Origin of the sequence: Plantactinospora solaniradicis, assembly GCF_042658085.1 — a bacterium.
Classification (GTDB): Bacteria; Actinomycetota; Actinomycetes; order Mycobacteriales; family Micromonosporaceae; genus Plantactinospora; species Plantactinospora solaniradicis.
The window spans coordinates 25322-50021 of the sequence record NZ_JBHSPR010000010.1 but is presented as its reverse complement, the minus strand read 5'-3'; the positions used below and the strand labels follow the sequence as shown (position 1 = coordinate 50021).

Genomic DNA, 24700 nt, shown 5'->3' with positions numbered 1-24700 from the left:
CCCCGCCAGCACCCGGGTCCCGAGGTGCTGGCGGCGGCGACGGATCTCCTTCAGCGGGTACGCAGCCCGAACCCGTACGGGAACAGCGGACGGTAGTTCCGGTCTCCGACGTTGATCGGCACCTGCGCCTCGCTGCGCGGCCAGCTCATCGAGAGCCTGCCGCTGAACGGGCGCTTGCCGAACAGGACGTCGGCGACGCCGGCACCCTCGCTGCCCGGCAGCCAGGACGCGACCAGCGCGTCCATCTGGCCGAGCTGGTCGGTGAGCACCTGCGGCCGACCGGAGACGACGAGCACGATGCAGGTGTCGATCTCGCCACAGACCTTGTCGATCACGGCCTGGTCGGCCGGCTGGAGGGAGAGCGACTTCTCCTCCTGCTGCGGCGTCGAGCACCAGGTGCACTCCGGCCCGCCGACGTCACCGAATCCCTCGGCGTACGGCGTCTCGCCGACCACCACGACCGCGACGTCCGAGCCGGCGGTCGGCGCGGAGCCGTCGGCGCTGTACGTCACCTGGGCGTGTGGAGCCACCTCACGGATGCCCTCCAGGATCGTCGTACCCGGAATGGCATCGCCGGAGACGCCCTGCCAGGTGATGGTCCAGCCACCGGCCTGGTTGCCGATGTCGTCGGCGTTGCGGCCGGCGACGTACACCTTGGCGTCCTTGCGCAGCGGCAGCGCCCGGTTGTCGTTCTTGAGCAGCACCTGCGACTGCGCGACGGCCCGCCGGGCGAGTGCGCGGTGCTCCCGGCTACCGACCTCGTCGACGTCGTCGGCCGAGGCATACGGGCGCTCGAAGAGCCCGAGTTCGAACTTGGCCCGCAGGATCCGGCGTACGGCGTCGTCGATCCGGGCGTTGCTGACCCGGCCCGCCTCGACCTCGGCGATCAGCAGGTCGATGAAGAGCTTGGCGTTGTTCGGCACCATCGCCATGTCGATGCCGGCGTTCACCGCGGTCCGTACCTTGTGAGCGGTCAGGCCGGCGACGGTCGGCTCGTTCGGGTCCGGAATCTGGTGCAGGCCCTCCCAGTCGGAGATGACGAAGCCCTTGAAGCGCTGCGCGCCCTTGAGTACGTCGGTGAGCAGTTCCTTGTGGGCGTGCATCTTGAGCGGGTTTCCGACGCCGTCCTCGGTCCAGTCCACGCTGGAGAAGGAGGGCATCACGCTGTCGACGTCGTGCCGGCGCAGCGCGGTCCAGTACGGGGCGAGGTTGATCCGGGCGAAGTCGGCCCGGCTGGTCACCGTGATCCCCTGGTCGATGACGTACCGCTGTGAGCCGGACGGCAGGCTCTCGTTGGCGTCGGCGGCGGCCTGGTCGTACTCGGTGTCGCCGTCGCCGGCGAAGTGCTTGATCGTGGCGAGTACGCCGGCATCGCGCAGCCCGTCGATGTAGGTGCTCATCTCACCGACCAGCGCCGGGTCCTCGCTGAAGCTCTCGTACGCCCGGCCCCAGCGCTCGTCCCGGGCGACGCAGAGGCAGGGAGCGAAGTTCCACGGGACGCCGGTGGCCTTCACCTCCTCGCCGGTGGCGCGGCCGATCTGCCGGACGAGTTCGGGGTCGCGGGTCGCACCGAGGCCGATATTGTGCGGGAAGACGGTGGCGCCGTACACGTTGGCGTGCCCGTGTACCGCGTCGACGCCGTAGATGATCGGGATTCGCAGCCGGGTGCTCAGGGCCTGCCGCTGGAAGTTGTTGACCATCGACACCCAGGCTTCCGGGGTGTTCGGGGTCGGGGTGGAACCGCCGCCGGAGAGTACCGAGCCGAGCCCCCACCGGGCGACCAGGGTCGGGTCGGCGTCCACGGCGAGCCGCTCGGCCTGGGCCATCTGGCCGACCTTCTCGGGCAGGGTCATCCGGCCGAGCAGGTCGTTGACCCGGCGGTCGATCGGCAGCCTGGCGTCCAGGTACGCCGGCTTGCTGTTGCTGCCGCCCGAGGCGGTCTCGGCGGTTCCGGCCGTCTCGTCGGGGGCGGCCGTCGCGGCGCCAGCGGGCAGCAGCGAGACGACCAGCAGGCCGGTGAGCAGGGATATCAGTGGTGTTCGGGTTCGCGAGTGTGGACGCATGTCGTGCCCTCCAAAACCAATCGGGTACGCGCCAGACCGATCATTCCCAGGTCCATAAGATGGCGTCAATGTTAAACCGTAAGGGTTCCTTCGTGAGAGCGCTCCCTCAGTGCCTGTACATCCCGCTATAGCCCCAATTTTTGCCTCGACTCGGGGGCCGAGCCGGCTCGACTGTGGAGAGTCTGTCCGACGATCCGGCGGGCCGTCCTACCTCGACCGAGGGGACGCGCTGGCTCCCCAGAGGGAGGTCGCGAAGCGGTGGCGCGGGGATCGTGAACCTCCGAACCGCCCGTACCGGGCGACGAACGAGGAGGAACAGATGAAGGCAACCGTGTATCGGATCGGCGCGGCGGCGGTCGCGGCCGGCATGGTGCTGACCGCGTCGGTGGCGTCGGCCGCACCTGCCTCCCGCACCGGACCGGTGGCCCGGGTGACGGGCTCGGCGGAAGTTCGGCTGACGTACTGGCCCGACAGTGACGTCCGGGCGTTCACCTTCGACGCCACGGCGGCGCCGTACAGCCGACCGCTACCGGGCGCACCCGATGGACTGCCCACCGACGCGGTGGGAACCGTACGCATCTCACACCTGGTGGCCGAGGCCGGCATCACGGTCGGCATGGTCGCGCGGGTCGACTGCCTGGCGACCGGACCCGGCATCGCGACGCTGACGGCCGTCGTCACCGAGGCCGACGAACCCGTGCAGGACCAGGTCGGCAAGCGGCTCGGCTTCAGCGTGTACGACGCCGGGCGGCGCGGCACCGACCGGGTGGGCTTCTCCTGGTCGGTGGTGAACGCGGACCAGAACGAGGCCGGAGAGTGGGGCGAGGGGAGGACCGGTACCTGCATGGCTCCCGGCCCGTTCGCCCCGGTCACGCGCGGCGACTACACGGTCCGGCACCAGGACCTGGCACCGGTGCCGACCCGGCGCTGACCCAGCGAAGATATCGAGCGCATCGGGGTGGTCGTCCTGCGAGGATCCTGTGCTGTGCGGGACGACCACCTGGGCGCGGAGGCAGGGTGGCGGCAACTCGCCGGATGTGGCGTGGTGAAGCTGCCCGAGCGGGGCGCACTCGTCCGAGGGAGTCACGAGGCGCCGGGGGAGTGGGCAGGTACCGCCGCCGACCACTGGCGCCGCTGGTGGGACTGACGGGAGGAGTTCGACAATTAGCCCACGGCGGCTACGCTCACGCGCGCGCCGCCACGAATGGACGAGAGGAGACGCACGGCCGTGTCGAGGACCCTGGTCGTCTTCACCGGATTGCCGGGCACCGGCAGGTCGACTCTCGCCGAACGGGTGGCCGTATCCATCGGCGCCCCGGCATTCGTACGACACCCGCCTGCTCATCGTGGAGTGTGTGTGCACCGACGTCGAGGTGCACCGTGCACGCATCACCGGTCGCGTGAGAGGCATCCCGGGCTGGCACGAAGTCGGTTGGCACCACGTCGATCGCGTGCGGAGCCAGTATCCACCGCTCACCGCCAGCCACATCACGGTCGGCGGAATCAATCCTTTTGACGAGAATCTTCGCTACGTCCTCGACCAGGTCAACGTCCAAACCTAGCCGAGGCCCGTGCGTGGGCGCGCGTCTACATTGGATTCCGGCTGCCGCATCACCTCACATGTATTCTGCGGGCTGTCGCTTCAACAGTCCTGATGAACTGCTCAAGCTGCTCGTCCGTTAGGTCCTCATCCTGGAGTAGGGTGCCGAGAACAGCGATCTGGGCCGAGAAAGCGACATCTGGAGCTATGTCGTCTACCAGGTGCACCTCTCCGAGTACTGCCCTGATCATCCCCTCCATGGCCAGGGCGGGGAGGTCGGAGCCATCCTGATAGCGGGCCCGAGTGTCCGCGACGAACCGGGCTATATCCTCAAGGTTCTTGCCACGGAACCGCCGATCAACAGCGAGTGCGAACGCCGCGCCGATGACCTGAGATCCTCCGCCCCATCCGCTCTGGCCCAACTGATCCAACAGGCGGTCAGCCGTGTCCCAGTCGCTCCGGGCCATCGCCCGGATGAGGTCACTCAGCTCTCTTCTTGTTCCCACGCGACCGGAACCTCGCTATCTGTTTGCGTACCAGTTGACTTGATTTATGTACGGCCACGCCGGCTAGCACCCCGACGACCAGGAGATGGCCAGCCGCCTCAGGTGCGTCGATCTTCTGTGGTGTCGATGATTGCGCTGGTCGCGGTGCTGCAGTGGTTGCTGATTGTGAGCCTGGGGGCTTGACCGGGTTCCGAATGACCTTGATTGTGTTCTGCGCGACCTCGGTAGCGCTCTTCCCCGTGTCCTGAATGTTCTCGACGCTCCGACTCATCTTGCTGAGGAAGGCGCCGATGTTCGGTGCCGTCTCCGCGCGTTGTTCGGCCTCCTGTAGGAGGCGCTCGCCCAAGGGCATTGCCCCGTCAAGGGTGCCCTGGTCTGGTACTGAACCCGGCGCGATGATTTCTAGGTAATTTGTAAGTGTCGCCCCGCCTCGTCCAGCAGGCGAGCAATCTTCGCCGACTTCTCGGCTGCGGTCCGGACGTCGGTGATCGCTTCCTGAATCTGGGTGTGCCGAGTTCCTTCCGCAGCCTCGGCGTAATAACTCTGACCCTGCTCTGCATCTGCGTTCGCGCGCATCGCAGTGACTGCGGCGGCGGCAGGCGATCCCGGACGTCGAGGAGCTGAGTGACGATCTCAGCCATCCCGCCCGTCATCCGAGCTTCGCAAGGTAGGTGTTGGCGTGGTCAACGGCAGAATCGAGGCGGCGGAGCGACAAGTCGACCTCATGACCGACGTCTCTCAGCCTGTCCAGCCCGGCCTGCACGTCCCGGTGTCGACTGTCGTGAAGGGTGAGTTCCGCGAGACGCTCTGCGGCGGCGTTTCGGCGGCCACCTGCTTCAGCGTTGTCCCGCCTTGCTCGGCGGCGAGGTTGCCCTTATGGATCGTTCCCTTCACCTCATTGACGTTCACCGCGTTGCCCTGGTTAGCCGAGGATGCCGACGTATTCGCGAGCGGCGGCGGAGCTGCCATGGATGAGGGTCGCCGCCTCGGCAAGACGCTGCTTGGCCTGCTCGGCACGGTTGATCGATTCGGCGATCTTGGTGTGGTTGGTGCCGGATGCGACGGCCCGAAGGCGGGCGAGGACCTGCTCGGTGTTTTCGACGGCTGCGCGGATCTGGTTGAGAGTGGTGTTACCTTGATCGGCGGCCTGAGCGAGCGCGGCTTTGACTTCCTCGATGCTGGCCATGCGGTCCTCCCCGATTGCCGGCACGTCGATGGATGGGCAATACGAGCCAGGCAGATTCAGATTACGTCTGCGTGGTGAGCCGAACACTATCGGAGATCTCTTGGTTGCACAGTCCCGAGAGGAGTGTCGGCGCAGTCCGACGGAAGCGGCTCGCCTGTCTAGATCTCGATGCTCGGCTCGTCATCGTCCTCGGGGAGAAGCCACTTCTCGCGTGGCTCGACGAACGTTCCTTTGCCCTGGTGGCGCCGTACGAGCCGGCGAGCTTCGAGGCGTAGGAGCACCATCTTGATGGTCGTTGCCCCGACCGAATAGCGCTCGGTCATCTCGGCGATCGTCGGCAGCTTGTCTCCGGGCTTCAGCCTTCCGTCGGTGATGGCCGCCGCGAAGGCGTTTGAAATCCGAACATAGTCCGGCTGTGTAGGCATGTGGGCGCTGCTTGCACGGCACCCCGATTTGATCACGAAGAGCGATACCTCGACAAGCTTTCGCTGACATAGGCGCCTACCGCGCCTATGTTCTTCCCCGAGCGCTCCTTGCATGGCACGCGGGGCGTTCACCTCCGGTCGGGGCGGTCGGCTTGTGCGTGTCGCCCGTCCCGACCCCTAGATCGGCCCTGCTGTCGTACTCGCGGTTCTGGTGACTGCGGTGGTGGCGGGGCGGGGTTGGCCCCGGCCCGGCAAGCGAAGGGGGATCAGGGTCGGGACCAAGCCGTCCACGTCCTGGCGAGTCGAGGATTGGTTGGTGATGTTGTGCGTGCACTGCTGCGGCGGCTGCTGACCGGTGGTCGTCGAACACCGAGGCGACGAGGCAATGGTCACCGGTCCGTGACGTACCGACCGCTGTGGCTCGGGCAGGTGCGGAACCGGGAAAGTTCACGGAATCCGGCCGGCCGCCGGTCCACGCCGGTCCGGCTCGGGCGGCGGGGAGTCGATCCGGTCGAGATCGCGGAGTTCCCGGACCAGGCGGCCGGCGACCCGGCGCGGGCGTACGACGAGTTGGCGCGTACCCGGGAACAGAACATGCCGGTCACGGACGCGTTGCGGCGCTGGCGGTCCCGGCGGACGGCGTCGGCGTACGAATTGGTGGGTCGCTGATGGGGGAGCCGGACCGATACGTCCTACACGTTCCGTTCACCGCGCCCGACCCGACCCGGGCCCGCCAGTTCGCTCGGATGGTGGCCCGGTCGACGGCGCGGCTGCCGGAGGTGGACGCCGCCGAGGCGACGGTGTCGGCGGAGGACGACCAGGTCGTGCAGTCCCGGCTGTCCCGTGACCGAATGCTCGACAACGGTCGACGCTGCGTCCTGCGGGCGGACCACGCGGTGCCGTGCGCGGTCGTGGAGCCGGGCCGGTGAACGGGCATCGTGGGGAGGGCCGGTGACCGGGATGCCGGAAGTGCCGGTGGTGGTCTGCCGGTCCTGTGACGGGATGACCTTCACCCTGGCCGTCCGCCGGTGCACCACCGGAGGCGATCGGATGCTGGTCGACGTCGACAGGCTGCTGGTCGACGTCGACGGGCTGCGGGACGGGGCGGCGTACCGGGATTGTCGGATCTGTCGGGGGGTGGGGCGGGTGGCGCAGCCCTGCCACCACTGTGGGCAGACCGGGCGGCGGCGGGCCCAACTGGTGCTGACGATGGCGAACGTGGACACCGGGATGGTGGCGTCGGCGAACGTCGTACCCGGGGTGGTGGAACCGGTCCCGTGGCCCGGCGGTGGCGGCTGGCATCTGCCGGTGACGCCGCTGCTGCGCGAGTTGGCCGGGACGGTCGGAGCCGGCTCGTGGACGGACGCGCGGAATCCGCCCGGCCCGGCGGGCGGACCGGTGATCTTCCTGCCCCGACACTGGAAGCCTGACCTGTCCGAGCCGGCCCGCCGGGCGCTGGAAGCGGCGGCGATCGCGACCGAGAGCCACTACCCGTGGTACGTCCTCCTGGGCCGCACCGCCGCCGAGCCGGCCCGGGACCTGGCCGGTGACCTGGGCCGGCTGTGCCGGCTCGCCGACCTGCTCCACCTGGACCTGGTGGTCGAGGCCCGGCACCGCCCCGGCGGCGACGAACGGTCGTGGGACATCCGATACGAGGTTCCGGGTGGGGCCGTTCCGGCGCAGGCGCGGGGCTGGGCCGACGACCTGCCCGGCGCGGTTGCCGCCACCACCGTCACCGATGCGTTGTACGGGTTGAAGGAGCGCGGCCTCACCGCCCCGGCCTACTACCTGACCGGCGGCGATCGGCAGGTGACCGACCCATCCACGCCCGACTCGCCCACGCCCGATCTGGACCAACTCGAACGGCGGATCGTCGCGGACTGCGTCGACCTGGCCACCGGGCGGGGGTGGCCGGCGCACAGGCGATCTGGCGGGACGGCCGCTGGTGGCACACCAGCCTGCGGGTCGCCGGGAGCACCGAGACGCTCACCGAATGGAGCACCGGCCAGATCGCCAGCCGGCAGACGACGATCCTGCGGCGTGGTTGGCAGCCGCCGGCACCGGGGTGGCTGGGCCCACCCATCGGGTACGTCGACTGCCCGCACCGCGCCCCGACAGCCGCCTCCGGGCCTGCTCCTGCACGCTCGGCGGACGGCGTGCCGAACCCGACTGCCCGTCCTGTGCCGGTGCCGGCCGCAGCCCCTCCGCACTGTCCTGCGACACCTGCCGGGACACCCGCCGGATCGAGCAGGGCGTGAACGTCACCATCACCGATCTGGAGAGTCGGGTCGTACACCTGACCTGGCCGCCCGGCGACCCGATTCCGGCGCCGCTGGTCGCCACCCAGCCGGGCGGCAAACCGGTGCACCAGCTCCCCGAGACCTACCGGCTCGCCACCTGGGCCGGTCTGTTCGGCGTACGCCCGGAGGACCTCACCGAACTCGACGGCGGCGGCCTGCTCGACCACTGTCTCCGCGACGGCGTCGTCACCCTCGATCATGCTGGCGCCGACGCGCTGACGTGGTACCTCCGGCAGGCCAGCCGGGGTCGACCCGGTGCCCGGCTGCTCGTCGGCGCCCGCCGGCCCGACGTCCCCGCCCTGGCCGACCTGGTCCGGGTCGTTCTCGGCCTCGGCCTCGGCCTCGCCGTCACGGTCACCGTCGTCGACCACCGCCACAACGCCGGGGACCTTCGACTCGTCCAGGGCGAGAGCTGGGATGTCACCGTCGGTCTCCCCGGACTGCCGGTCGCCCCTGCCGATCCGCCAACGCGGTGTACCCGGAGGCCGCGGTCGCGTTCTGCCTCGAATACCTCGAACTGGCGGTCGCTGGCGCCGTGCCCGACGATGCCACCCAGCCGATCCCGGTTCCGCAGACCCTCCGGCCGGTCGCGGTCCACGATCCCGTCCCGTTGCTCCGCCAACTCGGACGACACCATCCGGGCCAGCCCGTGGCCGTGCACTACAACGGCGTCAACTGCAACTCCACCTACGGGATCGTGACACCGTCCGGCATCTCAGCACTGCGGCGACCCTCCCCGCCGCCCTCACCGCTCTCGGCCTCGACCGGCGCGCATGACCTGTTAAGAAGGGGCCCTTCTTCTACTGAAAACGATAAGAAGGGGCCCTTCCTTACTACGATCGGGCGATGCTCTGGACGCCTCGGTTGGTTCGGTTGGTAGCGGTGGGGGCGGGGGTGGGGGTTCTGGGCATCGCGTTCGCTGTTCGCGGGCTGGCCGACGGCGCTCTCGAACAGCACTCGGGCACGCTGCTGTACGGGTCCCTGGTCTACCTGGCGGTGCTGTTCTGCCGGACCCGTGGCGCTCCCCTCGTGACCGCGGCGATCGCGATCGGTTTCTGTTGGCTGGTCGAGTGTGCGCAACTGACCGGGATACCGGCCGAGTTGTCGGCCCGGAGCCTGCTGGCCCGACTGGTCCTGGGCGCCCAGTTCGATCCGACGGATCTCGCCTGGTACCCGGTCGGCGTCGTTCCGCTGGTGGCCGTGCACTGGCTGTTGGCCGCAAGGGCGCGGCACCGGGGCCGGGCGACGGAGCGGCCGGTGGAGGCGGAGCGGCCGTTGGCCACCCCGAGGTAACGAGTCGGCGGGTCGCTACGCGCTTGAGGTGCGTTGTGTGCTTGAGGTGTTAAGAAGGGGCCCTTCTTCTACAAAAAGCGATAAGAAGGGGCCCTTCCTTACACCGCAGTTGACAAGACGAACGATCGTACGGAGGATGTCGGCGTGGGGGGAAAGGGTGAGCTGACCAAGCAGACCGTGCTGGCGACGGCGACCGAGATCGCCGGCCGGCTCGGGCTGGCCGGGCTCACCATCGGCTCCCTGGCCAGCCAGGTGGAGATGTCCAAGAGCGGATTGTTCGGCCACTTCCGCTCGAAGGAGGCGCTCCAGATGGAGGTCCTGGCGTACGCCCGGGAGAGCTTCGTCGAGACTGTCATCCATCCGGCACTGGCCGCTCCCCGGGGTGAGCGGCGGATCCGCACCCTGGTCGAACGGTGGCTCACGTGCAGCCTGGAGCGGGAACCGGGCTGCCTCTTCGTCTCCGCCGACACCGAGTTCGACGACCAGCCCGGACCGGTCCGGGACCAGCTCGTCCGCGACCACCGGGACCTGATGGAGTCGATCGCCCAGATGTTCCGGACCGGGATCTCCGAAGGCGAGTTCCGACCCGACGCCGATCCCGAGCAGTTCGCCCATGACCTGTATGGCGTCATGCTCGGGTTCTTCCACGCACATCGCCTGATGAACGATCCCACAGCCGCGACCCGGAGTCGTCGGGCAGTGGACGCGCTGCTGGGCAACGCCCGGATCTGACAAACCCCTGAGGACGGAGCAACATGACCGCTTGGCGCAGTAAAAATAGCACGATCGTTCGTACGGTAATGATGGGTGGTCTCCGGCGGACCTTCGGCATCCTGGAGCGGACGGCACCGGGGCCGGGGTCGGTGCTGGCCGAGCGGATCTGGTGCACCGTCCCGCGCGGACCGGTACGCCCACCCGAGGTGCCCGGTGAACGCTTCACCGTTCCGCTGCGGGGTTGTACCGTCGTCGCCGAAGCCTGGGGTGCCGGGCCGGTGGTGTACCTGATGCACGGCTGGGGTGGTTGGCGAGGCCAGTTCACCGGGTTCGTCGCCCCGCTGGTGGCGGCGGGGCACCGGGTCATCGCCTTCGACGCGCCCAGCCACGGCGACTCGTCGCCCGGCGCGTACGGGCGGGGGAGAGGACTGCTACCGGAGTTCGTCGACGCGCTGGAAGCGGTGGTCCGGGTGGGCGGGCCGGCGCACAGCGTCGTCGGGCACTCTCTCGGCGGCGCCGCCACCGCGATCGCGGCCCTGGACGGCCTGGCCGCCGAGCGGTTGGTCCTGATCTCGCCGATGGCGGACCCGATCGCGTACACCGCCGACTTCGCCCGAGCGCTCGGCTTCGGCGAGCGGATCCGGACCGGCTTCCTCCGCCGGCTCGAACGGCGGGTCGGCCGGCGGATGCCGGAGTTCGACGTGCCGGCGCGGGCGGCGGGGCAGGAGCAGCTGCCGCCGCTGTTCGTCGTACACGACCGTGCCGACAAGGAGGTCCGGTACACCGACGGCGAGGCGATAGCGGCGGCCTGGCCCCGGGCCGAGTTGCTCGGGTCCGACGGGCTCGGGCACCGGCGCATCCTGCGCGATCCCGCCATCATCGACAGCGTCGTCGAGTTCGTGGCCGGGGCGCGGGTCGGCCGGGCGGGAGCTTTCGCGACGGGGGACGCGACGGGGGAGTAGCTTCCCCGCATCGAGGGAACTGAACAGGGACGAGGAGCTTCCGGGACGACCGGAGGATGGGGCACGGAAGGGGCGACCGGATGAGAACGGATCAGGTCTGGGAAGCGACCCTCCCCCAGCGGTGCCGGTCCTGCGGCGGCCTCCAGTCCTGCCGGGCCTGGGAGGCGCTCGTCCAGGACCGGCTCCAGTGGACGATCCTCGGACAGTGCCCCGGCTGCGGTGACGGCGAGGAAGAGTTCGGTTGGGACGAGTCACCGCCCTCGGTGCGGTCCGCGCTGATCCGGCAGTGCGGGCTGTTCCGGCTGCGCCTTCAGCCGGCCCCGGAACTTCCCCGGGTGAGCCTTATGGCGGCGCTCAGGAAGGACGGCACCACGCTGGCCGACGTACCCGCCCTGGCCGAACGCCTGGTCCGGACGGGGGTGACCGGAACCGAGATGGAGATGCGACTCCTGGAACTCCGCCTGAATGCCGTCGGCGCCCAGGCCACGGTGAGCAGGGACGGCGCCGACGGCGTCGCCGCTGCCAGCTAGGCCAGGGGAGGCCGGCCCGCGAGAGCGGACGGATCCGGTCCCGATCGGAACCGGCGGGTCTGCCCCGCAGCTTCGCAGACCCGCCGGCCCCGACCAGGACCGGCGACCCGGGTCGGGTAAGTGAACTCGCGCTGGACCGCGCCGATCGGCAGGCGGTGGTCGAACGGCGCGTCGTGACCGACCCGCTACCGCTCGGCGAGCGGTCGACGGCCCACCCGACAGCCGGCGCCATCCTGACCGTACGGAAAGTTTCGGCGGACACCCACCCGAGCGGGCAACCCTGAGCGTGGTGATGGTCAGGAGGTGGGCGTGGATCCAGAGGCATCCTTCCGGGAGTACGTCTCGGGCCGGGTCGCGGCGCTGTCCCGCGCGGCGTACCTGTTGACCGGCGACCGACACCTGGCCGAGGACCTGGTGCAGCTCACCCTGGTCCGGGTGGCGCGGCACTGGGAGCGGCTCGTATCCCGGGGCGACCCCGACGCGTACGTCCGGCGGACCTTGTACACCCAGCACGTCTCCATGTGGCGGCGCCGGTGGCGGGAGGTCGACCTGCACGCCCAGCCACCCGAGGTGGCCACTCCGGACAGCACGGCCGGGCTCGCCGGAGCGCTGATGATCCGCGACGCGCTGCGGCGACTCGCCCCGAAACAGCGGGCCGTGCTGGTGCTGCGCTACTTCGAGGACCTGACCGAGGCCGAGGCCGCCGAGGCGCTCGGCTGTTCGGTGTCGACGGTCAAGAGCCAGACCCGGGACGCGCTGGCCCGACTGCGTACGCTCGCTCCCGAACTCGCCGAACTGGTCGGCGTTTCCTCGGTCGGCGACTCCTCGGTCAGCGCTTCCTCGGTCGCCGGGGAGGGGAAGCGGTGAGCAGGGACCTGCGGGCGGCTCTGGCGGAACTCGCCGACCAGATGCCACCTACCCGGACCGACGAGCTGTGGCGGGCCGGGCGACGGATGCGTCGGCGTGACCGGATGCGGATGGCGACCCGGCTGGTCGCGGTACTGGTGGTGGCGGCCGGTCTGGTGTTGCCGGCGCTGTGGTACCGCCCACTTCCGCAGCCGGCCACCGGCCAGGCCGCAGTACCGGGCCGGGTGTGGACGCCCTGGATGTGGCAGGGGACCGTCGCGCAGGCTCCCGCCGGCCCGGCGACGCTGCTGTTCAGCGGCGACGGGCTCGGGCTGCGCGGCACCGATCTTTTCGACCACGAGGGCAAGGTGGCGGTGGTCGGTCAGGACGGGTCGTACCGGATGCTGCTGTACGGCGGCGCGCAGACCGTGGTGGGGGAAGAGGTCCAGGTCTCGCCGAACGGTCGGTACGTCGCGCAGGGCCATCTCGACGGGGCCGATCGCAATTGGCTGGTTATCACGGACCTGACCGACGGACGTAGCCGCACGTTCGCCGGGCCGGACGGCACGACGTGCTGTGCCCAGCCGGTGGCCTGGGCTCCGGGCGGTCGCTCGGTGCTTGTCATGGACATGCCGGCCTACCCGGCCGGGTTCGACCCGGTCACCGGGTACGGGGTCGTCCCCGCCCGGCTGGTGCTGTTCGACCTGACCACAGGGGTCAGCCGGGTACTGGTCGACGAACTGGGGGACCGGTGGAAGCTGCGTACCGCATCGCTGGCCGCCTTCTCCCCGGACGGCGCCTGGATCGCGCTCAGCGAGGGAAGCCGGGTGAGCCTGCTCAACCGGACCGGCGCGGTGGCCTGGACCAGGGATCTCGGGCCGGGACGCCATCTGGCCGGGGCGGGCGCGTTCAGCCCGGACGGCCGGCGAATCGCCACCGTGACCCTGGACGGCTGCCAGGACGAATGTGACACGGCAGCGCTGGCCGCCCGGACCTGGCGGTTCGGCTACCTGGACGCGGCGAGCGGGGTGGACGCCGATGGCCCTGCCATCGGCCCGGTCACCGCGATGGCGGTCCGGGCGCTCGGTTGGCGCCTCGGTACCGATCTGGTCGCGCTGACCTACCGGCCCGAGATCGGCGCCCGGAAGACCTCGAACGTCCCCTTCAACGACACCGGATGGGACGAGGTGGGTGACGCGACCCTGGTCGCGCTGCGTCCCGGCGGTGGCTCGGAGGTGCTGATCGACTCGCCCGGTGAGGTGCTGGCGATGGACGTACCACGTGATCTGCTGGAGTCGGGTCGGTTCGGTGGCCCGGCCCGCCGGCCGGCACCGTTTCCGGCCCGGTCGGTCATCCTGGTGCCGGCGGTCCCGCTCGCCGTGGTGCTGATCGGCGTCGCCGTTCCGGTGGTCCTCTGGGTACGCCGACGGCGTCGCCGGCTCGACGGGATCGAAGGTCTCCGAGGAGGCTGACCGGCCGATTCGTCGTTGGTTGGGCCCGGTTCGGCGCACGACCGCGTGGTGAGCCGGCTGCTGCGCCGGACCGGGCCGGCCGGTGCGGGATTCAAGCCGGGAGGAGGCTCCGGCCGCGGCTGGAATTGTCGAGCGTCGGACCCCGCGCGGGCCGAATGGTCGCGCGAGGTTCAAAATGGTTCGGTGGCCATGGGCCGTTCAGCTGGGTTCGAGGCTTCCATTGGCGAATATCACATAACCGTTGGGTACCTGGCACCGCACCCGTAGCGTCAGTTCGTCGGCACCCTCGACGTTCGCCGATAGCGTTTTGGGTTCGGCCATCCGAGCATCGAACAATTCTGCACTGGTCGTCCGGTTGATGGTGTCGTCGGGTTTGCGCGTGGCGAGCAAAGCGTACACATAAACGGCGCTGTCGTGGTCGTCGCGCGCCGGAAAGTAGGGCCGGACCATTGCGGTGAAATCGAGGTAGCGCCGCTGCAACCGGTAGGTCACCTCGCGCTGTCTGTCGGCGCCGGCGTTGCTGGGGCATTTGATGACGATGGATCGGTCGTACCCGGGCTGACCGTCGAGGGCGCGGGGAAGTGGGTTCAGGTTCGCCTCACCCGCCTCGACCAGCAGGGTGTCCACGTGGGTCCGCACGGGGGCCGCTGCCGCGGTCTCGCGCTGCGTTGTGCTGGTGGTCGGCGTTCCCGGTCCGACCGGTGAGCCCGGACCGTTCGGGGACGACGTCTTCGGGGACGACGACGTCTTCGGGGCGACTCTCCAGTCGAAGATGTCGCGAGTCAGGGCAAGGGTGGCGACGAGGACACTGGCCAGCGCCAGAACCGTCCCGATCTGCCAACCTCGACTCATCCTGCCGGCTCCTCCTGATTCTGGCGTACCGGTGGGGTGTGGATTTTCGGTATTCGACACGACTCCGAGGGTCGTCCTTTCGGTGGCAGGCGACAGCTTGTTCGTCATTATCAACCCTGACGGGCTCGCTCTGATCTATCTCTGTCAGGTTCCTGATAGCGCCGAATCGGTGGGTCCGGGAGAAAGGCAGCAGATTACCGCCGTGATTACGTTGCCAGGAGATGGAGCATAATGAGCGAATCCAATCCGCCGGGCGGTTTTCCGCCGCAACCTCCCGGCCCGCCGCAGGTGCACCCTGGCGTTGCTGGCCGAGCTGATTCGATGCCGCCCGGCTCGAATCGTCCGGCACAACGGACTTTGTCAGGCTCCCCGTCCGCCCCGTCGACCGCCTCGGCGTCGGTCCGTCCGACCGGCGGGAAGGGCAGCCTGCTGGCCATCGGAATTTCACTGGTGGCCCTGCTGCTGGCGCTCGGTTCGACGGTCTTCGCCTGGCGCGCCATCGACCAGGCCAAGGATGCCAAGGACATCGCGATCGGCCGGCTACCGGTCGCCGGCGGTGGACCGGCCACCGACGCGCCCGAGGCGCCTACTGCCCCATCGACCGCTGACCAGGGTCAGACGCCCGCCGAGGCGACCACCGCCCCTGATGACGTTCCCCGCTCGCCCGGCGAGCCGCCCGAGTTGAACGAGCGCACGGTATACCAACCCGAGTACGAGAAGCAGAGCCTCACCCTCCGAGCGAGATGTGGCTATGACATGTACGCCGATCTCGACGAACCGAGGGCGAGGGTCGACGGGGCCGGCCACGATCTCCGGTTCACCGCGGCCTGCGGCAACGAACCGTCGAGCCTCAGGTTGGGCGAGGGAGTCCAGGGGAGCGAGTCCGCCCGGCCTGGCATGACGCCGCAGGAGTGCGTCGACGCGATCCGTACGGCCCCGATCGCCGAGGGTGCCAAGGTGCCGGTGCGGAAGGCGTCGATGATCTGTGTGACAACCAATTACGCCGCTGCGCGAGAGCGCGGGGACGTGTGGCGGATGGCGTTGGTCGAGATCGTCGCGGTCGCCAACGACGGCGCCGTGACGATCCAGGCCACCGCCTGGAACATTCCCGGTTGACCGAGCGGTCGACGAGCCCGCCCGGCCGGTTGCAGCGCCCGGGCGGGCGGGATCGCTCCCGGGCGGGCGGGACTGCTCGTGGGCGGGCGGGACTGCTCGTGGGCGGGCGGGACTGCTCGTGGGTCGGAGGGCAGACGGGGCGGTGTCGCCCTGCCACTCTGGTTGGCGGGTGGAACAGGTGTCGGCAGGGGAGGCTGATCGGCCTCGACCGATTCGTCACGGGCTGTGCATGGCGAGCCTCACAGTTCGTACCGGAACGGTTCCGGGGCGCGAACGGCCGTGCAAGCATCGACGAGAATTCACGTGGGCGCGGGGGCGTTCACGGGGTCGGGGACCTGTGGTGGGGGGCGTGTCCTTGAACCAGGATCAACGTGATGGTTTCGGAGTTCTACTTCGGACTCTTCGGCGAGCCGGCGGTCTGACCCAGGAGGATCTCGCTGAGCGGTCCGGCTCCAGCGTTCGCAGCATCCGGGAGATGGAGCGGGGGCGGGTCCAGTATCCGCAGCGGCGGACCGCCGCGCTCCTCGCGGACGCGCTGGGCCTCGACGGCTCCGCGCGCTCGCGGTTCCTCGACCTGGCCCGTACCGTGCGGTTTCCGCGGACGGTTGCCGAGCCGTCGAACGGGGCCGGTACGGCGATGGCCGTCGAGTCGCCGGGCGGCGCCGGTACGGAAGCCGGTTCCGAGTCGCTGACCCCGTCAACAGACAGCCCGGCACCCGGCGCCGTAGCTGGCCCGGCACCCGGCCCGGCGGGCGGTGCGGCAGCTGGCCCGGCGGCCGGCGCGGTCGTATCCGTCGTATCCGGGGAGCCGCCGGCCACGGTCGGGCCCAGCGAGTTGCCGGCCGCCGTGCCGGACCTGGCTGGCCGGGCCGGCGAACTGGACGCCCTGCGGACGTTGACCGCGGACATCGTCGCCGGCCGCACCGACACCGCCTCGCTGGTGGTGCTGCACGGGCCGCCGGGAATCGGCAAGACCAGCCTCACCGTGGCGGCGGGACACCGCCTGAGTGCGAGTTTCACCGACGGCCAGCTCTTCGTCGACCTGAGCGGTGCGGCGACCGATCTCGGCGACCCGGAAACCGCCGCGAGCACAGGGGACCGCGACGGTACGGCGGGGCACGGTCGGGTGGACCCCGCCGACGCGCTGGCCGCGCTGCTGCGTTCCCTCGGCCTGCCCGACAGCCGGGTGCCGGTGTCGCTGGCCGAGCGCAGCGGCCTGTTCCGCACCCTGACCAGGGACCGCCGCCTGCTGGTGGTGCTGGACAATGCGACCGACGAGGCCCAGGTGCGTCCGTTGTTGCCGGCCGGGCGGCACTGCCTCGTCCTGGTGACCAGCCGACGGCCGCTGACCGGGTTGGCCGGCGCCGTACGGGTGGCGCTCGGCGTACTGGACCCGGCCGAGGGTCGGCAACTGCTCACGTCGATCGTCGGCACCGACCGGGTGACCGCCGAGCCCGCCGCCGCCGAACAGCTCGTCCGGCTCTGCGGCCGTCTGCCGCTGGCCATCCGGATCGCCGGCAACCGGTTGGCCACCCGCCCACAGTGGACGGTGTCGCATCTCGTGGCCCAGCTACGGGACCAGCGCCGCCGGCTGACGGTGCTGACCGCGGGCGACCTCGGCGTCCGGGCGGCGTTCGAGGTCTCCTACCGCCAACTCGACTCCGCGACGGCGGCGGCGTTCCGGCGGGCGTCGCTGATACCCGGCGCCGACTTCGACGCCGGACTGGTCACGGCCGCCGCCGGCAATGACGAGGAATCGGCGACCCAGGCCGCCGAGGACCTGGTCGACGCCGGCCTGCTGCTGTCGCTCGGCGACCGCTACCGGTTCCATGACCTGGTACGGCTCTACGCGTACGAGCGGCTGGGCGGTGACGAGACGCCGGAGCAGCGGACCGTGGCGCACGACCGCATGGTCAGCTGGCTGCTGCGCCGCACCGAGCAGGCCGGGGCGATGTTCGATCCGGGCGCCGGCGTATCGGCCAACCCACCGGTGTCGACGGCGCGGGCGGGCTCCCCGTTCGACGACCATCGGGCGGCGGGCGCCTGGCTGGACCGCGAGTCCGGCAACTGGCCAGCGGCACTGCGTGACGCCGCCCGGCAGGGTTGGCACGCCGACGTCGTACGGGTGGCGCGAGCGTTGCACTGGTACTCCGACGCGGCCACCCACCGGCACTCGTGGGACGAGATCTTCTCGCTCGGGGTGACCGCCGCCCGGGCGCTCCGCAGTGCCCGGGACGAGGCGGTACTGCTCAACTTCCTCGGCTGGGCGCGGTACTACTGCCGGGAACGAAACTCCGACGGACTGGCCGCCCTCGAACAGGCGCTGGAGCTGGCCCGGCGGATCGGGGACCGGCGGGAGGAGGCGTGGGCGCTGACGTACTCGGCCTCGATCTTCGTCCGCTCCGGCCGCGCCGGGTACGCGGTCGACTCCTCCCGGCAGGCGGTCGCGCTGTTCCGCCAGGTCGGGTACGAACTCGGCGAAGCCTGCGCCGCCAACGTGCAGGGTACGGCGCTGGGCGCGCTCGGCCGGCATGCGGAGGCGGCGGAACTGCACCGCGACGTGCTGGAGTTCTACCGCCGCAGGAGCGGGCTGAGCAGCACGAATGCGCTGATCGCCCAGGCCGCCACGATGATGTGCCTCGGCGCGGACCTGGCCGGCGAGCAGATGTGGCGTGAGGCGGCCGGGGAGTACGCCCAGGCGCGGGCGCTGTTCCAGCAGTGCGCCGCGACGTTCGCCGAGGCCAGCGCCGCCTACCGGCACGGGGTGGCGCTCCGGGCCCTGGGCGACGTCGAGGCGGCCACCGAACAGTTGCGGCAGGCGTTGGCGCTGTTCGTCGCCGTACCCAGTCCGTGGTGGGAGGCACGGACCCTGCACGTGCTCGCGGCGCTGGCCGGCGCGGACCCGGTCGGGGCGGCGGACGCGCGGCTGCTGCGGCGGCGGGCGCTGGACCGGTGCGGCGAGCTGGACGCCCCGGAGGCCCACAGCCTGCGGGCGACCCTGCTCCGCGAACTCGCCGACTAGCGTCCAGACCGATGGCGCCCGCCCGCCCGGTTCGGTAGGCCGCCCGCCCAGTTCGGTAGACCGCCTGCCCGGTTCGGCAGGCTGCCCGCCGATGCCGTCCCGAGGGGAGTCGGGGCGGGCACCGGCGGGCGCCGGGTTCCGGGCTTTCTGCTCACTTGCAGCGCCAGACCACCGCCTGCGGCTCGCCCTGGGCGTCCTCGCTCTGACCGGTGACCGTGCGCCCGTCGTCACTGATCATCCAGCCGGTGTTGCCCGGCGCGGACTTGTGACTGTGCAGCGGTGGCAGCACCAGCGGTCCGGCGTCGGTGAGCAGACCGCCCCGGTCGCCGATCAAGCCCGTCATCCAGCCCTGCGCGTTGCCGCTCTGCGGCCAGAAGGAGCTGCGGGGCACCTCGACGAACCTGCTGGTCGGCAGGTGCAGCCGGACTGCGGTGCTGACCTCCTCGCCGACCCCGCCGTTGCCCGAGCCGCCCCGGATCGCGACCCCCGTCACCCAGCCGTTACGGATCGACTGCGGCCGGAAGGAGTCGGCGGGAGCGCCGTACACGAGCGGGGTCGGCAGCCGTTGTGCCGTTCCGTCCGGCCGCCACAGGTATCCGAACTCGTGGCCCTCCCGATCTTTCAGGACCCCGATCACCGTGCCAGCCTCGTCGATGTCCACCGCCTCGCCCCACGAGCCGTCGCCGGGGAGCGGAAGGTCGACGGCCGCGGCCGACGGCTCACGCCAGATGACCGGCTGGTCCTGCCGGTCCTGCCGGTACCCGACGATCTGGTTCGCCTCGTTGATCGCCAGCGCCTGACCCGACGCTACGCCGGGCAGCTTGCTGACCTGTCGATTCCGGTACAGGTAGGGGACGGGGCCCTTCTGTGTCCAGCCGTAGCCGACGGCCACACCGGACGTGGTGACGTCCGCCAGGCTCTGGTCGTCGCCGGGCACGTCGACCCGACGGGGCTTGCCGTCGTCCCAGATCAGCACGGGATAGGTGCCCCGGTTACCGGTCGGGTACGACCGGCCGAGGACGAACCTGCCGGTCGGGTCCGCACCGGTGACCAGGCTCTTCGGATCGCCGCCCGGAATGGACAGCCGGTGCACCGTGCACCGGGTCGGCGGAGCCGGAGCCGACGCCGACGCCGGTGCCGTCGGTGTCGGACCGACTGTCGGCGTCGCCGTTGCCGTGGCGCTCGGGTCGGCGGTCGCGCTCGGATCCGCCGTCGCCGTCGGACCGGCCGTCGCTCCGGCGGTGCGGTCCGCCGACAGGGCCGGGCGGATCACCTGCAACGACACCGGTACGGCGGCCACCGCGGCCATTGCGAGTACGGCCGCGCCGCTCGCGCCCGTCATCCGACGGGTCCGCCTGCGGCGACGCGCCTCGGTTACCGCCCTGGCGAGATCGATCCGACCCGGTCGTTCCGGTTCGTCGTCCAGCCGGCGCAGCATCGTGATCATGTCTTCGTCGTTCGGCACGTCTTTCATCGACCTTTCCCGACCTCCGCGTACTCCTGATCGCCCAACAGCCGTCGTAGCGCCTTCAGCCCGTGCGAGCTTTGGCTCTTGACCGTTCCGGCGGAGCAGCCGAGGATCTCGGCGACCTCGTTCACCGGAAGGTCGTGCAGGTAACGCAGCACCAGGACGGCCCGCTGCCGGGGCGGAATCTGGGCGAGGGCGTTCCGCAACACCGCACGCTCCTCCACGCCCTGGTCCACCGTGTGCCGTACGTCCGGCGTGGTGCCGAACAGCAGCACGCGCCACCAGCCCTTGCGCTGGCCGTCCAGGAAGGTCCGCACCACGATCGCTCGTACGTAGGCCTCCAGGTGGGTGGCTCGGGCCGCCCTGGACCAGTTCAGGAAGAGCTTGGTGACGGCCTCCTGAACCACGTCGTCGGCCTGGTCGTCGTCACCGCACAGCGAGTACGCCAGCCGGCGCAGGCTCGGTAACCGTGCCGTGACGTACTCGAGGTATTCCGCTTCGGGCTCGTCCCGCATTCGCCAAACCTCCGTTGGGTCCCACCTACAGACGGGAACCGCTCAGGATCGGTTGTACGCCGGTGCCGCCGGATCCGGAGGCTGTGCCTTCGGTTCCCACAACGATCGGGCCCTGCCGCTTGTGGCGACAGGGCCCGATCGGGGCAGGTCCGGTCCGGCTCGTGGCGGCCCGGTCCAGGGGAGTGGATCAGCTACAGGCGGCGCCGTTCAGGGTGAAGGGTGTGGGCGTGGCCGGTGAGCCGCTGGCGGTGAAGCCCAGGTTGACCGAGCCGCCGGCCGGGATCATCGCGTTGTGCGCCTCGTTGGTGACCGTCACCTTGGCGCCGGTCTGCTGGAACTGCCCGTGCCAGTGGCCCTGGATGACCTGTCCGCCTGGGAAGGACCAGCCCAGCGACCAGCCGCTGACGGCCGGTCCGCTGTTCTGCACCGTGACGCTGGCCGCGAAACCACCACTCCACGAGTCGGTGACCACATAGGACACCCGGCAGGTGGCGGACGCGGTGCCGGTCACCGGCACGATGTCGCCGAAATCGTCCCGGGCGGTGGCGAAGTCCTGGAAGCCGAGGCCCGCGCCGCCGGATCGGGTGACGGTGCCCGCCGCCAGCACCGTACCGTCGGGCTTGACCGCGTAGACCGGCCCGCCGCTGTCGCCGCTGCGCGCCGCCTCCTCACCGTCGAGCTGGGTGGCCTCGACGAGGTCCTCCCGGTCCTCGTAGTGGAAGTCGACCCGGAAGTTGCAGACCGGCCGGGCGATCTCCCCGGCGGTGGTCGAGCCGGACTGGCACAGGAACTGACCGGGGAAGACCTCGGTCCAGCCGGTCACCCGGACCCGGACCTCGTCGTGCGACCCGCCGGTGTAGACGTCGCCACCGGCGGTGGGCGTCGAGATGAGCATCGTGTCGTGGTCCTGGTTCTTGTGTGTGGCGGGTCCGATAGGCGTACCGGCGCCGTCCCGCCACTCCTCACCGACCTCGCTACAGTGGCCCGCGGTGAGCAGGTAGTTGGCTCCGGAACCCGCGTCCCGGACCCCGAAACCCGAGGTGCAGCCGTAGGAGGCCCAGATCCTGGCTCCGCCGTTCCACGGGGCGGCGTCGTCCTCCCGGGAGCGCGGGACCATCGGCTGCCGCGTCACCACGGTGGTCCGTACACCGGTTGCCGGCAGCTTCGGGAGCGTGGCGTTCGGCGTACCCGTGACGGCGATCTCCAGGCCGCTACCGTCGGTCCGGAGCTTCACCCCGTGTGCGGCGTCCTTCGGGTTCGCCCGGACGACCGGGTCGAGCCTGGCGGCGGCCGCCTTCAGCTCGACCTGCGAGTACGTCGCGGCGGCCACCTCGACCGGAGCGGTCCGGCGGGCACTCTCCACCGCCGTGGCGACCCGGGCCGGAAGCTGACCCTTCCACCACAGGGTGACATGGTCGTCCACCAGGCCGATTCCGGCGTAGCCGGTGGAGTTCCCCGTTTCGATCGCGGTCCGGACGATGCTCGCGGCGTCGATCAGGGGGACCTGCGCGGTCATCCGGTCACTGGTGCCGGCCGGCAGCAGGTCGAGCGCCGAGGTGCTCGCGTCCGCCGTCCGGAGCGGCTGGAGCGGTGCGGTCTGGGCGGCAGCCCCGGGTACGGGGCCGACCAGCGCGGCGGCGCCGATGAGCCCGCCGGCCAGGACGGTGCGAGCGATGGCTTTCCATGTTCGCGTCATGCCGAAAGTCAAGCAACGCCGGACAGCGGTAAACAGGAAGGAAGCCCGGCAAGACTGCTCCTGCCGGGCTTCCTGCCGGTCGTGCGAGTGGCTGGCGGGCCGTCCGGGCGTGCGGCGGTGGCCGTGGTGCGGTGCCGGTCAGGCCGCCGGGACGGTCCACTTCTGGTTGGCGGCGCCGGTGCAGGTCCAGAGCTGGGCCGGCGTGCCGTTGGCCGGGTTGTTGTCCATGACGTCCAGGCACTTGTTCGCGCTGACACTGGTCAGGTCCCGGCCCGCGGTCGCGGTCCAGCGCTGGTTGGCGGCGCCGGTGCAGCTCCAGAGCTGTGTCCGGGCGCCGTTCGCCACGGAGTTGTCCCGGACGTCCAGGCACTTGCCCAGGGCCCGGACGGTGCCGTCGGTGCCCAGGGTCCACTGCTGGGCGGCGGAACCGTTGCAGTCGTAGATCTGGATTGCGGTCCCGTCGACGCTGCTCGCTCCGGCGACGTCCAGGCACTTTCCGCCGAGGCCGACGATCGCACCGGTCCGGCCACCGCCGCCACCACCGCCGGACTGGGTGCCCGACCAGGTGAAGGTCGCCGTGGTCCGGGCCGGCAGGGTGTACGTGAACGACTGTCCACCCCAGACCACCCGGACCGACTGCGAGCCGGTGCCGCCGTTGTGCGCGATCAACGCCTTCGAGCCGTCCGGGTTGATCCAGGCGACGTTCTGCACCGTGCCGTTGGCGGTCGAGTCGATCCGGTACGCGCCCGGCTTGACGAACTTGGTCAGGTGCCCCGTGGTGTAGTACTCGACGGTGTTGTCGACCTGGCCGGCGCGGGAGCCGCCCTCCTGCACGGTGACCAGGCCGGTGCAGACGTCACAGCCACCGTTGTGCGGCCCCATACTCTGGTTCAGCGCCAGGCTCCACTTCACGACGCTGCCGCTCCAGTTCCTGGTGTAGTTGACGATGTCGGCCAGGTCCTCGTTGTGCTGGTTGCCGATCCAGGTGCCGCCGGAGTGCTCGGTGCTGAACTGCCGTACCGACGGATACTGGTCGTGCACCTGGGAGCCGACGCTCGGGCTGCCGCCGTAACCGTGCCAGGCGATGCCGGCGAACAGCGGGTCGTTGCGCAGCGCGGCGTCCGAGACGATGCCGGCGCCGATCTGGCCCCAGTCGCCGTAGTTCCAGTCGTGGATCATCACCTTGGTGGTGATCCCGGCACCCCGGAAGGCGGGGAGCAGGTGGTTCTTGGTGAACTCCAGCAGCCCGGACGAATTCCAGCTCATCCCCGGGTAGTTCATCGCGGTCGGATTGCCGGCCTGGCAACAGTTCGGCTCGTTCTGCACCGAGACGTAGTTCACCGGGATCCCGGCAGCCTGGTACGACTGGACGTACTTCACGAAGTACTGGGCGTACATCGGGTAGTACTCCGCCTTCAGCCAGCCCATCTGGTCCATCCGGCCGTTGTCCTTCATCCACCCCGGCGCGCTCCACGGCACGCCCTTGACCCGCAGTGCCGGGTTGAGCTGCCGGGCCTGTGCGGTCAGCAGCCGGACGTTGGTGTCGTAGCCGTTGGCGCCGAAGTCGCCCAGATCGCAGCAGGTGTCGTCGAGCGACACGTTGCCGGGCCGGGACAGGTCGGAGGCGCCGATCGGGTTGCGTACGAAGGACAGCCCGATGCCGTCGGTCGGGTGGAACAGCCGGCGCATCACCGCGTCCCGGGTCGCCGCGCTGATCGGACCGCCCCGCAGCAGGTACGCGGTGGTGTCGGTGATCGACGCGCCGCCGCCCTCGAACTGCTGGTAGCGGGTGTTCTCGTCGACGGTGATGGTGTGCGTCGCCCCTGGGCTGGTGGCGGCGAAACTGATCGGCGTCTGCTGCTGCAGGCCACGGGTCACCGTACGGCCGCCGGAGTCGGAAGTGCTGGTCAGCCAGATGTTCACCGGTTCGTTGGCCGCGTACGCCGGTGGTGGCGGTCCGGCGATCGCACCGCCGGCAGCGGCCAGGCAGAGCGCGAGCAGCCCGGCCGGCACCCGGCGGCGGCGCGACGGTGTCCGGCGGCTCGTGGCCGCCGTAGGGGTGGAGGACATGCGGGGGTCTCCCTCTTTCGACAGGGATCCAGGGGGATGAGCGGCCGGCCGGCAACCAATAGGTAACACTCTTTAATAATGAGTGTCAATGCGCCGCAGTTCCGCCGAACCAGCCCAGCTCCGC

Annotated in this window: 24 protein-coding genes and 1 pseudogene; 14 read left to right on the top strand and 11 right to left on the bottom strand. The window is 70.4% G+C overall.

All coding sequences use genetic code 11. The features are described 5' to 3' along the window. Positions 1-50: 50 nt before the first annotated feature. Positions 51-1907: pseudogene (locus ACFP2T_RS12635) on the bottom strand (glycoside hydrolase family 3 protein); the annotation flags it as partial. A gap of 475 nt (positions 1908-2382) precedes the next feature. Here ACFP2T_RS12635 and ACFP2T_RS12630 point away from each other — a divergent pair. The 3 genes from ACFP2T_RS12630 (at position 2383) to ACFP2T_RS12620 (ending at position 3625) form a co-directional block, all read left to right on the top strand. Further along, complete coding sequence (locus ACFP2T_RS12630) at positions 2383-2994, top strand: hypothetical protein (RefSeq protein WP_377421031.1); 612 nt, start codon at positions 2383-2385, stop codon at positions 2992-2994. Positions 2995-3048: 54 nt separating this feature from the next. Continuing rightward, on the top strand, positions 3049-3210 hold the full coding sequence (locus ACFP2T_RS12625) for a hypothetical protein (protein ID WP_377421029.1): 162 nt from the start codon (positions 3049-3051) through the stop codon (positions 3208-3210). A gap of 208 nt (positions 3211-3418) precedes the next feature. Beyond that, entirely contained in the window at positions 3419-3625 is a 207-nt protein-coding gene (locus ACFP2T_RS12620; RefSeq protein WP_377421027.1) for a P-loop nucleotide/nucleoside kinase family protein, read from the top strand. 49 nt (positions 3626-3674) lie between these two features. On the opposite strand, the gene ACFP2T_RS12615 is transcribed toward ACFP2T_RS12620, so the two are convergent. The 5 genes from ACFP2T_RS12615 to ACFP2T_RS12595 all read right to left on the bottom strand — a co-directional run bounded on the left by ACFP2T_RS12615 (position 3675) and on the right by ACFP2T_RS12595 (position 5720). Next, positions 3675-4109 carry a hypothetical protein gene (locus ACFP2T_RS12615; protein WP_377421025.1) on the bottom strand — a complete coding sequence of 145 codons (435 nt, stop codon included), beginning with the start codon at positions 4107-4109 and terminating at the stop codon, positions 3675-3677. A gap of 402 nt (positions 4110-4511) precedes the next feature. After that, positions 4512-4685 carry a hypothetical protein gene (locus ACFP2T_RS12610; RefSeq protein ID WP_377421023.1) on the bottom strand — a complete coding sequence of 58 codons (174 nt, stop codon included), beginning with the start codon at positions 4683-4685 and terminating at the stop codon, positions 4512-4514. 162 nt (positions 4686-4847) lie between these two features. Further along, complete coding sequence (locus ACFP2T_RS12605) at positions 4848-5018, bottom strand: hypothetical protein (protein WP_377421021.1); 171 nt, start codon at positions 5016-5018, stop codon at positions 4848-4850. A gap of 13 nt (positions 5019-5031) precedes the next feature. Beyond that, entirely contained in the window at positions 5032-5295 is a 264-nt protein-coding gene (locus ACFP2T_RS12600) for a hypothetical protein (protein ID WP_377421019.1), read from the bottom strand. 158 nt (positions 5296-5453) lie between these two features. Further along, a complete protein-coding gene (locus tag ACFP2T_RS12595) occupies positions 5454-5720 on the bottom strand; it encodes a winged helix-turn-helix domain-containing protein (RefSeq protein WP_377421018.1) in 267 nt (88 codons plus the stop codon). A 399-nt stretch (positions 5721-6119) separates the two neighbouring features. On the opposite strand from ACFP2T_RS12595, the gene ACFP2T_RS12590 reads away from it, so the two are divergent. The 9 genes from ACFP2T_RS12590 to ACFP2T_RS12550 all read left to right on the top strand — a co-directional run bounded on the left by ACFP2T_RS12590 (position 6120) and on the right by ACFP2T_RS12550 (position 13837). Continuing rightward, a complete protein-coding gene (locus ACFP2T_RS12590) occupies positions 6120-6389 on the top strand; it encodes a DivIVA domain-containing protein (protein WP_377421016.1) in 270 nt (89 codons plus the stop codon). Continuing rightward, positions 6389-6649, top strand: coding sequence for a hypothetical protein (locus ACFP2T_RS12585; RefSeq protein WP_377421014.1), 261 nt, complete (start codon positions 6389-6391; stop codon positions 6647-6649). The genes ACFP2T_RS12590 and ACFP2T_RS12585 overlap by 1 nt, the downstream gene beginning before the upstream one ends. Positions 6650-7713: 1064 nt before the next feature. Then, on the top strand, positions 7714-8721 hold the full coding sequence (locus ACFP2T_RS12580) for a hypothetical protein (RefSeq protein ID WP_377421012.1): 1008 nt from the start codon (positions 7714-7716) through the stop codon (positions 8719-8721). A gap of 145 nt (positions 8722-8866) precedes the next feature. Continuing rightward, positions 8867-9313 (top strand): ribosomal maturation YjgA family protein, encoded by a 447-nt coding sequence (locus ACFP2T_RS12575; protein ID WP_377421010.1) that lies wholly within the window; start codon positions 8867-8869, stop codon positions 9311-9313. A gap of 144 nt (positions 9314-9457) precedes the next feature. Then, the gene (locus ACFP2T_RS12570; protein ID WP_377421008.1) at positions 9458-10045 is read left to right on the top strand and encodes a TetR/AcrR family transcriptional regulator; all 588 of its coding nucleotides are present in this window, start codon (positions 9458-9460) and stop codon (positions 10043-10045) included. A 68-nt stretch (positions 10046-10113) separates the two neighbouring features. Further along, entirely contained in the window at positions 10114-10989 is an 876-nt protein-coding gene (locus ACFP2T_RS12565) for an alpha/beta fold hydrolase (RefSeq protein WP_377421006.1), read from the top strand. Between the two features lie 80 nt (positions 10990-11069). Further along, positions 11070-11519, top strand: a complete 450-nt coding sequence (locus ACFP2T_RS12560; protein WP_377421004.1) for a hypothetical protein — start codon at positions 11070-11072, stop codon at positions 11517-11519. 309 nt (positions 11520-11828) lie between these two features. After that, positions 11829-12386 carry a SigE family RNA polymerase sigma factor gene (locus tag ACFP2T_RS12555; RefSeq protein WP_377421002.1) on the top strand — a complete coding sequence of 186 codons (558 nt, stop codon included), beginning with the start codon at positions 11829-11831 and terminating at the stop codon, positions 12384-12386. Further along, positions 12383-13837, top strand: a complete 1455-nt coding sequence (locus ACFP2T_RS12550; protein WP_377421000.1) for a WD40 repeat domain-containing protein — start codon at positions 12383-12385, stop codon at positions 13835-13837. Before ACFP2T_RS12555 ends, ACFP2T_RS12550 begins: the two co-directional genes overlap by 4 nt. A gap of 198 nt (positions 13838-14035) precedes the next feature. Here the strand turns inward: ACFP2T_RS12550 and ACFP2T_RS12545 are convergent, their stop codons facing one another. Beyond that, complete coding sequence (locus ACFP2T_RS12545) at positions 14036-14689, bottom strand: hypothetical protein (RefSeq protein ID WP_377420998.1); 654 nt, start codon at positions 14687-14689, stop codon at positions 14036-14038. 450 nt (positions 14690-15139) lie between these two features. On the opposite strand from ACFP2T_RS12545, the gene ACFP2T_RS12540 reads away from it, so the two are divergent. Both ACFP2T_RS12540 and ACFP2T_RS12535 read left to right on the top strand, forming a co-directional pair. After that, complete coding sequence (locus tag ACFP2T_RS12540; protein ID WP_377420996.1) at positions 15140-15805, top strand: hypothetical protein; 666 nt, start codon at positions 15140-15142, stop codon at positions 15803-15805. A 229-nt stretch (positions 15806-16034) separates the two neighbouring features. After that, on the top strand, positions 16035-18827 hold the full coding sequence (locus ACFP2T_RS12535; RefSeq protein ID WP_377420994.1) for a helix-turn-helix domain-containing protein: 2793 nt from the start codon (positions 16035-16037) through the stop codon (positions 18825-18827). A gap of 151 nt (positions 18828-18978) precedes the next feature. On the opposite strand, the gene ACFP2T_RS12530 is transcribed toward ACFP2T_RS12535, so the two are convergent. The 4 genes from ACFP2T_RS12530 to ACFP2T_RS12515 form a co-directional block, all read right to left on the bottom strand. Next, the gene (locus ACFP2T_RS12530) at positions 18979-20301 is read right to left on the bottom strand and encodes a hypothetical protein (protein ID WP_377420992.1); all 1323 of its coding nucleotides are present in this window, start codon (positions 20299-20301) and stop codon (positions 18979-18981) included. Then, positions 20298-20810, bottom strand: coding sequence for a SigE family RNA polymerase sigma factor (locus tag ACFP2T_RS12525; protein WP_377420990.1), 513 nt, complete (start codon positions 20808-20810; stop codon positions 20298-20300). The genes ACFP2T_RS12530 and ACFP2T_RS12525 overlap by 4 nt, the downstream gene beginning before the upstream one ends. A 187-nt stretch (positions 20811-20997) precedes the next feature. After that, entirely contained in the window at positions 20998-22506 is a 1509-nt protein-coding gene (locus ACFP2T_RS12520; protein WP_377420988.1) for a cellulose binding domain-containing protein, read from the bottom strand. Positions 22507-22644: 138 nt separating this feature from the next. Further along, positions 22645-24576 carry a lectin gene (locus ACFP2T_RS12515; protein ID WP_377420986.1) on the bottom strand — a complete coding sequence of 644 codons (1932 nt, stop codon included), beginning with the start codon at positions 24574-24576 and terminating at the stop codon, positions 22645-22647. Positions 24577-24700: the final 124 nt, after the last annotated feature.

Bases quoted from the DNA above. Each gene is read 5' to 3' on its own strand.
- ACFP2T_RS12525 (WP_377420990.1), bottom strand. From the start codon at position 20,810: ATGCGGGACGAGCCCGAAGCGGAATACCTCGAGTACGTCACGGCACGG.
- ACFP2T_RS12520 (WP_377420988.1), bottom strand. From the start codon at position 22,506: ATGACGCGAACATGGAAAGCCATCGCTCGCACCGTCCTGGCCGGCGGG.
- ACFP2T_RS12610 (WP_377421023.1), bottom strand. From the start codon at position 4,685: ATGCGCGCGAACGCAGATGCAGAGCAGGGTCAGAGTTATTACGCCGAG.
- ACFP2T_RS12595 (WP_377421018.1), bottom strand. From the start codon at position 5,720: ATGCCTACACAGCCGGACTATGTTCGGATTTCAAACGCCTTCGCGGCG.
- ACFP2T_RS12530 (WP_377420992.1), bottom strand. From the start codon at position 20,301: ATGAAAGACGTGCCGAACGACGAAGACATGATCACGATGCTGCGCCGG.
- ACFP2T_RS12565 (WP_377421006.1), top strand. From the start codon at position 10,114: ATGATGGGTGGTCTCCGGCGGACCTTCGGCATCCTGGAGCGGACGGCA.
- ACFP2T_RS12630 (WP_377421031.1), top strand. From the start codon at position 2,383: ATGAAGGCAACCGTGTATCGGATCGGCGCGGCGGCGGTCGCGGCCGGC.
- ACFP2T_RS12585 (WP_377421014.1), top strand. From the start codon at position 6,389: ATGGGGGAGCCGGACCGATACGTCCTACACGTTCCGTTCACCGCGCCC.
- ACFP2T_RS12575 (WP_377421010.1), top strand. From the start codon at position 8,867: ATGCTCTGGACGCCTCGGTTGGTTCGGTTGGTAGCGGTGGGGGCGGGG.
- ACFP2T_RS12545 (WP_377420998.1), bottom strand. From the start codon at position 14,689: ATGAGTCGAGGTTGGCAGATCGGGACGGTTCTGGCGCTGGCCAGTGTC.
- ACFP2T_RS12535 (WP_377420994.1), top strand. From the start codon at position 16,035: ATGGCGAGCCTCACAGTTCGTACCGGAACGGTTCCGGGGCGCGAACGG.
- ACFP2T_RS12560 (WP_377421004.1), top strand. From the start codon at position 11,070: ATGAGAACGGATCAGGTCTGGGAAGCGACCCTCCCCCAGCGGTGCCGG.
- ACFP2T_RS12600 (WP_377421019.1), bottom strand. From the start codon at position 5,295: ATGGCCAGCATCGAGGAAGTCAAAGCCGCGCTCGCTCAGGCCGCCGAT.
- ACFP2T_RS12580 (WP_377421012.1), top strand. From the start codon at position 7,714: ATGGAGCACCGGCCAGATCGCCAGCCGGCAGACGACGATCCTGCGGCG.
- ACFP2T_RS12515 (WP_377420986.1), bottom strand. From the start codon at position 24,576: ATGTCCTCCACCCCTACGGCGGCCACGAGCCGCCGGACACCGTCGCGC.